This is a genomic window from Streptomyces sp., from assembly GCF_036566765.1.
Taxonomy (GTDB): domain Bacteria; phylum Actinomycetota; class Actinomycetes; order Streptomycetales; family Streptomycetaceae; genus Streptomyces.
The window spans coordinates 1-9,334 of the sequence record NZ_DATCVQ010000309.1; the positions used below are offsets into that span (position 1 = coordinate 1).

Annotated in this window: 8 protein-coding genes and 1 pseudogene; 4 read left to right on the forward strand and 5 right to left on the reverse strand. The window is 71.2% G+C overall.

Annotated elements, in window-relative coordinates; all coding sequences use genetic code 11:
* Positions 1 to 259: 259 nt before the first annotated feature.
* Positions 260 to 1,720: an aminotransferase-like domain-containing protein gene (locus VIU94_RS17760; RefSeq protein WP_331912618.1), complete on the reverse strand. Its 1,461-nt coding sequence runs from the start codon at positions 1,718 to 1,720 to the stop codon at positions 260 to 262.
* A gap of 53 nt (positions 1,721 to 1,773) precedes the next feature.
* Here VIU94_RS17760 and VIU94_RS17765 point away from each other — a divergent pair, with 53 nt between their 5' ends.
* The 3 genes from VIU94_RS17765 to VIU94_RS17775 all read left to right on the forward strand — a co-directional run bounded on the left by VIU94_RS17765 (position 1,774) and on the right by VIU94_RS17775 (position 6,288).
* Complete coding sequence (locus VIU94_RS17765; protein WP_331912620.1) at positions 1,774 to 3,312, forward strand: DUF885 family protein; 1,539 nt, start codon at positions 1,774 to 1,776, stop codon at positions 3,310 to 3,312.
* A complete protein-coding gene (locus VIU94_RS17770; RefSeq protein ID WP_331912622.1) occupies positions 3,309 to 3,926 on the forward strand; it encodes a LysE family translocator in 618 nt (205 codons plus the stop codon). Before VIU94_RS17765 ends, VIU94_RS17770 begins: the two co-directional genes overlap by 4 nt.
* Positions 3,927 to 4,176: 250 nt before the next feature.
* The gene (locus VIU94_RS17775; protein ID WP_331912624.1) at positions 4,177 to 6,288 is read left to right on the forward strand and encodes an MMPL family transporter; all 2,112 of its coding nucleotides are present in this window, start codon (positions 4,177 to 4,179) and stop codon (positions 6,286 to 6,288) included.
* Positions 6,289 to 6,385: 97 nt separating this feature from the next.
* Here the strand turns inward: VIU94_RS17775 and sigJ are convergent, their stop codons facing one another.
* Positions 6,386 to 7,324, reverse strand: coding sequence for an RNA polymerase sigma factor SigJ (gene sigJ, locus VIU94_RS17780; protein WP_331912626.1), 939 nt, complete (start codon positions 7,322 to 7,324; stop codon positions 6,386 to 6,388).
* 169 nt (positions 7,325 to 7,493) lie between these two features.
* Here sigJ and VIU94_RS17785 point away from each other — a divergent pair, with 169 nt between their 5' ends.
* Positions 7,494 to 7,925, forward strand: a complete 432-nt coding sequence (locus tag VIU94_RS17785) for a hypothetical protein (protein ID WP_331912628.1) — start codon at positions 7,494 to 7,496, stop codon at positions 7,923 to 7,925.
* Position 7,926: 1 nt separating this feature from the next.
* Here VIU94_RS17785 and VIU94_RS17790 read toward each other — a convergent pair whose 3' ends face one another.
* From VIU94_RS17790 to VIU94_RS17800, 3 genes and pseudogenes are all read right to left on the reverse strand, one after another.
* A complete protein-coding gene (locus VIU94_RS17790) occupies positions 7,927 to 8,484 on the reverse strand; it encodes a hypothetical protein (protein WP_331912630.1) in 558 nt (185 codons plus the stop codon).
* Positions 8,485 to 8,569: 85 nt separating this feature from the next.
* Positions 8,570 to 8,977: a peptidase inhibitor family I36 protein gene (locus tag VIU94_RS17795; protein WP_331912632.1), complete on the reverse strand. Its 408-nt coding sequence runs from the start codon at positions 8,975 to 8,977 to the stop codon at positions 8,570 to 8,572.
* Positions 8,978 to 9,031: 54 nt separating this feature from the next.
* Positions 9,032 to 9,334 (reverse strand): annotated as a pseudogene (locus VIU94_RS17800) (hypothetical protein); the annotation flags it as partial.

Sequence of the window (9,334 nt, forward strand, 5' to 3'; positions counted from 1 at the left end):
AGCTCAAATACCCCTTCCTGATCCTGCTGTTGGGCATGCACGTGAATATCGGGGTGCTCATGGGACTGCCGCTCTTCTCCGGCGCCATGATCGTCGCCGATGCCGCATTCCTGCCGGACCGCTTCTACCAAGCCCTGGGACAGCTGTGTCGGCGCACCTTCCTGCGCACAGGGGGCATGGGAGCGGAAGCCCCGGTCGGGACAGCACCCGCTGCGGTACCGCCGCAGACGTCACCAGAGCAGGGGTCTTGGCCGCAGCCTCAGCGGCCACTGCTCCGAGGCAGTGCGGCCCAGGCGGCCGAGAGGCGGCCGACCAGTTCTGCCGAGGTCCCCGCTGCGAACGAGTAGGGGAGGCGGAGGTAGTTGTCGTGGGCGCCGGTCGGATCCATCGTGGCACCCGGGATGACCTCCGCGCCGTGGCGCAGTGCCAGCTGCGCGTAGATCTGGGCGTCCGTGCCTGGCGGCAGCCGGATCCACAGCACGGAGCCTCCCCGCGGCTCCTGCCAGCGCCAGTCCGGAAGCTGCTCGGCAAGCAGCCGGGTCATGGTGGCCAACCGCTCGCGGAGGAGACGGTCCCGATCGGGTGCGAGGGCTGGGAGCGCGGGGATCAGGCGGGCGGCGAGGGCCTGGTCGAGGATGGGGCTCCCGAGGTCGTTGAGCGCCTTGAGACGGGCCAGGCGTGCCACGGCGTCCTGCGGCGCGCGGATCCAGCCGATCCGCAGACCGCCCCAGACCGCCTTGGCCAGTGAACCCACCGTCAGCACGGTTCCCCCGGCGGGGTTCGCGGCGATCGGCGGCGGAGCCTGCCCGGGAGCGAGAGCCGCCGCGTGGGCGCTGTCCTCGAGGACGGTGACGCCGTGTTCGGCGGCGAGCTCGGCCACCCGGCGGCGGCGTCCGGCGGACATCAGGGCACCGGTGGGGTTGTGGTAGGTCGGCATGACATAGAGCAACGCGGGCCGGTGTTCGGCGAGAGCGGGGGCAAGCCGGTCGATCCGGATGCCGTCCGAGTCGAGCGGGACGCCGACCAGCCGGGAGCCGGCCGCTCTGAGGACGTCCAGGCAGCCCGGCCACCCAGGGGACTCCACGATCGTGGTCGACCCGCGCCCGAGGTACAGCTGGGCACTCAGGGTGACGGCCTGCGTGGCGCCGGTGGTCACCACCACCTCGTCAGGCGTGGTCGGCAGCCCGTGAGCGGTGTGATGGGCGGCGATCGCCGCCCGCAGCGCGGGCAGCCCGGCCGGGTGGTAACCCGCGTCACGGATCAGCCCGGGCAGGTCCTCACGTACAAGGTCGAGCAGCGCCCGGGCCAGATCCGGACCTCCGGCCTCGGCCGCCTGCCCCAAGGAGATGAGGTTCGGCGGCTGTGCCACCAGCCGTTGGATCACCGCGCCGGCCCGGCCGCCGCGCACCCGCCCGTCCACCGGAACCCGATGGACGGCGGCTCCTCCCGACACCCGCGTACCGCTGCCCCGGCGGGTCTCGACCAGGCCCGACCCGCGCAGTGCGTCGTAGACCGCGACCACCGTCGCCCGGCTGACCGAGAGCGCGTCGGCGAGCCGCCGCTCGGACGGAAGGCGGTCACCGGTGCGCAGGTCCCCGGACCGTACGGCTCGGACGAACGCATCGGTGAGCCGCCGGTACAGCGGCCCCTCGGCCGAACTCCAGTCGCCCAGCAGGTCGATCAGCCCGGCCGGCTCGGACATCTCACGAACCCGGTCCACTTTCCCCTCCATTGGCACGGACGTACGAGCCGCCGCCGACAGAGGCTAACGGCATGACATCCACCTCAGCCCTTGACCCCCGACTGGCAGCCATCTGCCACCTGTCCGTCTTCGCCGCGCGGGACAGCGCGGGAAGGCACGAGTACGACGGAACGGTCCAGGACCTGTCTCCGGACGGAGTCCGACGCGGCATCGCCGCGCTCGGCGGCCCCGCCGGCGCCGAGCCCTACCCGGACCCGCACGACGAGGCGCACGCGGCGGCTGCCGAGGAAGCCCTCCGGGTCCGCTTCGGCGAGCTCGAACTGCACCGGAGCAACCCCCTGTGGCACATCGAGAACCTGGACCTGTCCGGCTACGACCGCCCCTACGCGCCTCAGCCCGAGCGGGACGCCGCCCGGTCGGCCCAGTTGCGCCGCTGGCCGGACGCCGTGGACGCGGCGATCGAGGCACTGGACCGCGTACCCGCGGCGCTGGCCGACGCCACGCTCCCGCTCGCCCGTGGACTGGCCGCCTTTCTCGACCCCCAGGGCGGCCCCGTCCACGCCGCCGCCGGCCGGGCGCACGCCCGGCTCCTGACCCACCTGGAGCGAGCCGCCGGCGAAGGCCCGCCGTCAGCCGCGCTCGGCGGACCCGCACTCGCCCGGCTCCTCGGCGCGGCCGAGGCCTGCACCGTGGACCTCACCGCGATGACCGCCAGGGTGGACGCGGAACGGGACCGGCTGCGTGCACTGCTCGACGAGTCGCTGCGCCGCACCGACCCCAAGGCCGCGCCCGCCGACACCGTACGGGCCCTCCAGTCCGACCACCCCGACGCCGACGGCCTGCTGGACGAGTTCGCGGCGCTCGTCGACGAGACGGTCGCCTGGACCGCCCGGCACGATCTGGTGCCCCACCACGATGTCGACGTGGACGTCCAGCCGATGCCCGAATCCCAGCGCCGGTCGCTGGCCGGCCTCTTCGCGTCCGCGCCCCACGAGGCCGAAGCACCCAGCAGCTTCCGCATCACCCTCCCGGACGGCAGCTGGAACGGGGCCGAGAGCGACCAATGGCTGTCGACCGGCTTCAACCGGACCCTGATGCCCAACATGGCCATCCACGAGGTGGCGCCCGGGCACGCCAGCCACGGCAGGGCGCTGCGCCGGGCGACGACCGACGTCCGCCGCACGCTCCACTCCGAGGCCTTCATCGAGGGCTGGGCCCACTACTGCGAGGAGCTGGCCCTGGAACAGGGTTTCCGCGACGGCGATCCACGCGTCGCCGTCGCCGTCGCCCAGGACGCGCTGCGCAGGGTCACCCGCTTCGCCTGCGCGATCGGACTGCACACCGGAGCCATGACCCTGTCGGACGCGGCGGCACGGTTCGCCGAGGACGTCTCGCTGGCCGGTCCCGCAGCCCTGCACGAGGCCGAGCGCGGGCTGTTCGACCCCACCTACGGCCGTTACACCTGGGGCAAGTTCGCCATTCTCGATCTGCGCGAGCACGCCCGGGCACGCTGGGGCGGCGCCTTCTCACTCCGCCGATTCCACGGCGCCCTGTTCGACCTCGGCGCCCCGCCCCTCGGCCTGCTGCACACGGCACTGGAACGCGGATGACCTCGCTCGCCGCCTTCGTCCTGGCCTCGCTGGTCCTGGTCGCCGTGCCCGGACCCAACCTGATCTACATCGTCACGCGCAGCGTGCAGGACGGACGGCGGGCCGGCATCGTCTCGGCGCTCGGTGTGGAGACCGGCACGCTCCTCCACGTCGTCGCCGCCGTCTGCGGACTGGCAGCGCTCATCGCCGACCACCCGCTCGCCTTCACCGTCCTGCGCTACGCGGGTGCCGGCTACCTCGCCTACCTGGGCGTACGCGCGCTGCTCCGCCACTCGCCCCCCGCTGTCGGCGCCGAACGGCCGACCCAACGCCGACTGCTCCGGCTCTACGGCGACGCCGTCCTCGTCAACCTGCTCAATCCCAAGGTCGTCCTGTTCTTCCTGGCCTTCCTCCCACAGTTCCTGCCCACCGGCCTGCCTGCGTCGGACACCCGGGCGCGCATGCTCGTACTCGGCGCGGTCTTCCTGTCCATCGCCCTCGCGCTGGACCTCTGTTACGCACTCATCGGCGCCGCACTCACCAGCCGACTCCGCGGGACACCGCGCCGCGCCCGCCGACTGTCCCACCTCACTGGTGGCATCTACCTCGGCCTTGCCGCGCTGGTGTTCATCTGAAGCCGCATGGCTGGAGCCATGGACCTCCGCGGCTCTCGAGAGCCGGGCGAGCGAGGCCGGCGACGGTGAGCCCTGTCGGACATCAGAGGCCACTGATGAGGCGTGGATCACATTTCGGGGGGCGGACCTCACAATCAGGGGTCCTGCGTCGCTCGTAGTCCGGAACCCATCCGCGACGAGAGAGCCACGATGTCCCACACCCCGCCCGACAAGCTCTCACGTCGACTCAACAGAACACTGAGGAATCGACATGATGCGAAGACTGGCTTCGTTGCCCGGTGGAAGAGTGGGGAAGTGGGTCGTCCTCGCGCTCTGGGCGGCCCTGCTGATCCCGGTCCTGATGCTGGCCGGCCAGCTCGGCGACGTCGAGGAGAACGACAATTCGGCTTGGCTGCCCGGTAACGCCGAGTCGACCAAGGTCGTAGAGCGGGCCGAGAACTTCCAGCGTGCCGACACCGTGCCCGCGATCGTGATCTACGACCGGCCCGAGGGCATCACCGCTGCCGACATGGCCGAGGCCCAAGCCGACGCCGAAGCCTTCACGGGCATAGAGAACGTCGTGGGGAAGCCACAGGGACCGGTGAAGGCCCGGGACGGCAAGGCCATCCAGACCGTGGTCCAGCTCCACAAGGACAAGACGGGCTGGGAAGGGATCGGCAAGACCGTCGACGCGATGATCAAGGTCGGCGAGGAGAACGCCGACGGTCTCGGCTTCCACGTCACCGGACCGGGCGGCTACGCGTCCGACTCGATCAAGGCATTCAGCGGAGGGGGCGCCCTGACGACGATCACCGCACTGGTGGTCGTCGTGATGCTGCTGCTCACCTACCGCAGCCCGTTGCTGCCCCTGCTGCCACTGCTGACCGTGGGCGTCGCCCTGGTCACGTCGGAGGCGGTGATCTACCTGTTGGCGAAGAACGCCGGGCTCGTCGTCAACAAGCAGACCAGTTTCATCCTGACGGTGTTGGTGTTCGGCGCCGCCACCGACTACGCACTCCTGCTCATCTCGCGGTACCGGGAAGAGTTGCTGCGGCATGAGGACCGGCACGAGGCGATGGCAGAGGCCCTGTACCGCTCCAGTCCCGCGATCATCGCCAGCGCCGCGACCGTCGCGGTCAGCCTGATGCTGCTGATGCTGGCCACTCTCAGCTCCACCCAGGGGCTCGGGCCGGCCTGTGCCGTCGGCATCCTCGTCGGGCTGCTCGCCATGGTCACCCTGATGCCCGCCCTGCTGGTCATCTGCGGCCGCTGGATCTTCTGGCCGGTGAAGCCGTCGTACGGATCCGCCGAGGCGGCCAAGGAAGGAATCTGGACCCGGGTCGGCACTGCTGTCTCCCGCCGGCCGCGGATCGTGTGGATCGGCACCACGCTCGTCCTCGGCGCCATGGCGATCGGGATGCTCGGGCTCAAGGCCGACGGACTGTCCAACAAGGACCAGTTCACCGGCACACCGCAGATGGCCGTCGGCGAGAAGATCCAGTCCGAGCATTTCCCGGCCGGGTCGGGCGACCCCGTCGTCGTCGTGGCCAAGGCCGCCTCGGCGAAGCAGGTGAGGACGGCGCTGTCCGGCGTACCGGGAGTCGTCGGCGTCTCGACGCCGATGGTCAAGGGCGGCGAGGTCATCATGCTCGGGGAACTCGAGGACGACCCCAGCAGCAAGACCGCGATCCGCACCGTCGAGCAGGTCAGAATCGCGGTCCACGAGATCGAGGGTGCGGATGCCCAGGTCGGCGGCAGCACGGCGATCATGCTCGACACGCAGGAAGCGGCCGCCCGCGACTCCAAGGTGATCATCCCCATCGTGCTGGTGGTGGTACTCCTCATCCTCGCGCTGCTGATGCGGGCGATCGTCGCGCCGCTGCTGCTCATGGCAACGGTGGTGCTGTCGTTCGGAGCGGCCCTCGGCGTGAGCAGCCTGGTGTTCAACCACGTGTTCGACTTCGCCGGCGCAGAAGCCTCCTTCCCGCTCCTGACGTTCGTGTTCCTGGTCGCCCTGGGCATCGACTACAACATCTTCCTGGTCACCCGGGTGCGCGAAGTGGCGCTGCTGCACGGCACCCGGCGCGGCGCACTCCTTGGCCTGTCCACCACCGGGGGTGTGATCACCTCAGCGGGTCTGGTGCTGGCCGGCACCTTCGCGGCGATGGCCTCGCTGCCGCTGGTGTTCGCGGCCGAGCTCGGGTTCGCGGTGGCGTTCGGCGTGCTCCTTGACACCATGATCGTCCGCTCGGTGCTGGTCACCGCGCTGACCCTGGACGTGGGCCGATGGATGTGGTGGCCGAGCAATCTGTTCAGGCATCACGAAGCCCCCCGGCCTCCGGCGGACAAGCCCGACCTCGAACCCGCCCTCAGGAGCATGTGACCACCGCAGCCGCCCGCCAGGGCAGACGAAGGTCCCGACCGCTGAAGCGGTCGGGACCTTCGTCGTTGTGCGGACGTCCTGCGGACTCAGGCGGGTGTCACGCGGTCCACGGCTGGAGCTTCTCCGGGTTGCGTACGGCCCAGATGTGGGTGATCAGGTCGTCGGCGAGGCCGAACGCCGCCACCGTCACGGTGGTGCCGGCGCGCTGGGCCACCAGACCGGGCCGGCCGTTGACCGAGCGCACCAGGAGCGTCATGTCCGGCGCCTGGTCGCCGATCGCGACGATGTAAGCCGCGATCTCCGCGGCGCCGACGACCGGGCGGAGCGCCGCGCCGACCAGGCCGCCGCCGTCGGCGATCATCGTGGCGTCGGGGTTGAGCAGGCCGACGATGGCGGCGATGTTCTTGGTCTCCCACGCGTGCTTGAAATCCTTGATGACGCGGGCCTGCCGCCCGGTCGGCACCACGGGAGACCCTGCCGCGCGGACGCGGCGGCGGGCCGACGTGGCCAGCTGCCGGCATGCCGCGGGCGTGCGGCCGACGACCGCGGCCACTTCGTTGAAGGGGTACCGGAAGACGTCGTGCAGGATGAACGCGACCCGTTCGGCCGGGGTCATCGATTCGAGGACGACGAGGAAGGCCATGTCGACCGACTCGTCCAGGGCGATCTGATCGGCGGGGTCGGTTGCGCCGCCGCCCGGTCGTCCGGTCATCCACTCCGTGGTGTCGGGCAGCGGTTCCGGTACCCATTCGCCCACATAACGCTCGCGCCGCGCCCGCGCCGAGCCGAGGACGTCGAGACAGATGCGGCCGACCACCGTCGTCAGCCAGGCTCCGGGGGACTCGATGGCCTCCTGCTGCCGCGGGGACAGGGCGTACCACCGGGCGAAGGCCTCCTGAGCGGCGTCCTCGGCCTCGGCCAGGGAGCCGAGGAGCCGGTAGGCCACATTGATCAACTGCCGGTGCTCGCCCGCGATGACGCCAGGGCCTGGATCGGGCCGGTCGTGCACGGGCGCGGGTTCGGTACGGCTGGTCATGACAGTGGTGGCCCCCTTCGTTCGAGCCGCCTCGTCATGATCGATGAGACGCGCCTCACTCCGTGATTCTGCGGTACGCGCCTCACATTTCCGAGGGCTGTTTCGTCGGGCTGCTGAGAGAGCGGGTTCGGCTCCGGACCACTCCGAGCAGCAGAAGGGCGGGACCATCATGGCCACGCAGACGACGGCACAGACGACGGCACGGACGACGGCGGAACAGCGCAGCCCCGGGCTCGCGACGTTCGTACGCGCCTCGATCGCCCTGCAGACCGTGGCCATCTTCTTCCAGGCGGTCACGTCCGGGATGGCCCTGTCCTCGCAGCACGGAGAGCTGCTGCACAGTGGCGGAGCCCGAGGGATGTACGCCGCGTCGATGCTGTACCTGCTCGCCGCGATCCTGGCGTGGCGACCGGGCGGCGCCTCGCCCCGGCCGATCGCCTACGCGACAGGGTTCCTGCTCCTCGCGTCCCTGCAGGTGGTGCTGGGCGTCCAGCACGTGCTGAGCCTGCACATCCCTCTGGGCGTCCTGATGTTCGGCCTGAGCCTCGTCGACCTGGCACGGGTCGCACTCCGCCGGCGCCCGGCCGCCGCGGCCGGGTGAGTCAGACCGGGCAGGGGCGGTACTCGAGGCTGAGTTCGCGGTCCACGGCGTAGCTGGTGCGCATGGAGGCGTCGATGACCTGCTGCCAGGAACCGTACTTGGCGTAGAGCTGGTCGGCGGTGGGGCCGAGGGGGTTGCCGTACTTGGCCTGGTTGCGCTGCTCGAGGATGCGGACCTCCTCCGGGGTCATGCCCGCGCGGGTGATCGCCTTGGCCTGGTTGCGCATGTCGACCAGCTCACGGGCGATCTCCTCGTCGGTGGAGCCCGCCTCGCGCATGTTCGCCTCGGTGCGGTGCATGTCCTCCAGGAGCTCGTGATAGCTCATCCGGGTGCGCTGGGCCTCGACCTTCTCGTCCATCGGCAGGACGCGGATCCGGCACACGACCGGGTCGGTGCTGGGACACGGGTCGTCGGCGGCGACAGGCCGGGCGAGCGGGGCGGTGATGATCGAACCGCACTCGGCCGCGGCGGCCGTCGAGGAGCCGCCGGTGGTCAACAACGCGACAGCGGCCACGAACGGGAGCAGGGCACGGCGCGGCAGGGAAGAGGAGAGACGCATGGACGCCACCCTGTTCCACCGCACCGGGCCCGTTCACGCGGACACACCGATGATCACTCGCACGGGGTGCCCCGGCCGCCCCGGATCAGCAGGCGCTGCCCCAGGAGTGGGAGGAGGCCCGGTCGTTCCAGCCGGACGGCATGCTCTCCCAGTAGACGCCGTTGGGGAGGCAGACGAAGGAGCCGCGGCGGTCGATGTTCTCGTAGAAGAGGACGTCCTCGTAGGCGCCCGAGTAGCCGCTGTTGCTGGCCGAGGAGACCTTGTCGTTCATGTCGCCGCAGCCGGTGTTGAAGCGGTAGTCGCTGTCGTCGCCGCTCCACCTGCACGTGGCGCCGCCGGCGCCGCCGTGCTCCCAGACGTGGACGTAGCCGTCGGCCATCACGGACTCGGAGGACGACGGGGCGGAGGACGGGGAGGAGGCGAGCGACGGCGTCGTCGCGGCCGTCGCCGCCGCCAGGGCCACCGCTGCCGCGGCCAGGGCCTTCCTCGTCATGTGCTTGCGCATCGTGTGTCGATTCCCTTCGGGTGGAGCCGGGAGCAGGAGTGCTCACGGTCGTCTGGAGAGGACCTCGCGGGCCCTCGGCAGTGCGGCCCGTTCGAGGCGGGCCTTCGTGGCGATCTGCGCGGCGTGGCGGCGGCGGGCCTCCGCCCCGTACCGCGCGTCCAGCGCCTTCGCCGTGGCCGCCAGGCCGGAGTCGGCCGCGCACTCGGCCTCCGCGACGGCCAGCTCGGTCTCGGCCGCCCGGGTGCGCACGCCCTGCAGCGCCGCGCGCAGCGCGTCGGGGCTCGCGTACCGGTGTCCGCGGCCCGTCATGCACGCTGCCCACGCCGTCACCGACCGGCGGAACCC

Bases quoted from the DNA above. Each gene is read 5' to 3' on its own strand.
- VIU94_RS17765 (WP_331912620.1), top strand. From the start codon at position 1,774: ATGACATCCACCTCAGCCCTTGACCCCCGACTGGCAGCCATCTGCCAC.
- VIU94_RS17770 (WP_331912622.1), top strand. From the start codon at position 3,309: ATGACCTCGCTCGCCGCCTTCGTCCTGGCCTCGCTGGTCCTGGTCGCC.
- VIU94_RS17775 (WP_331912624.1), top strand. From the start codon at position 4,177: ATGATGCGAAGACTGGCTTCGTTGCCCGGTGGAAGAGTGGGGAAGTGG.
- sigJ (WP_331912626.1), bottom strand. From the start codon at position 7,324: ATGACCAGCCGTACCGAACCCGCGCCCGTGCACGACCGGCCCGATCCA.
- VIU94_RS17785 (WP_331912628.1), top strand. From the start codon at position 7,494: ATGGCCACGCAGACGACGGCACAGACGACGGCACGGACGACGGCGGAA.
- VIU94_RS17790 (WP_331912630.1), bottom strand. From the start codon at position 8,484: ATGCGTCTCTCCTCTTCCCTGCCGCGCCGTGCCCTGCTCCCGTTCGTG.
- VIU94_RS17795 (WP_331912632.1), bottom strand. From the start codon at position 8,977: ATGACGAGGAAGGCCCTGGCCGCGGCAGCGGTGGCCCTGGCGGCGGCG.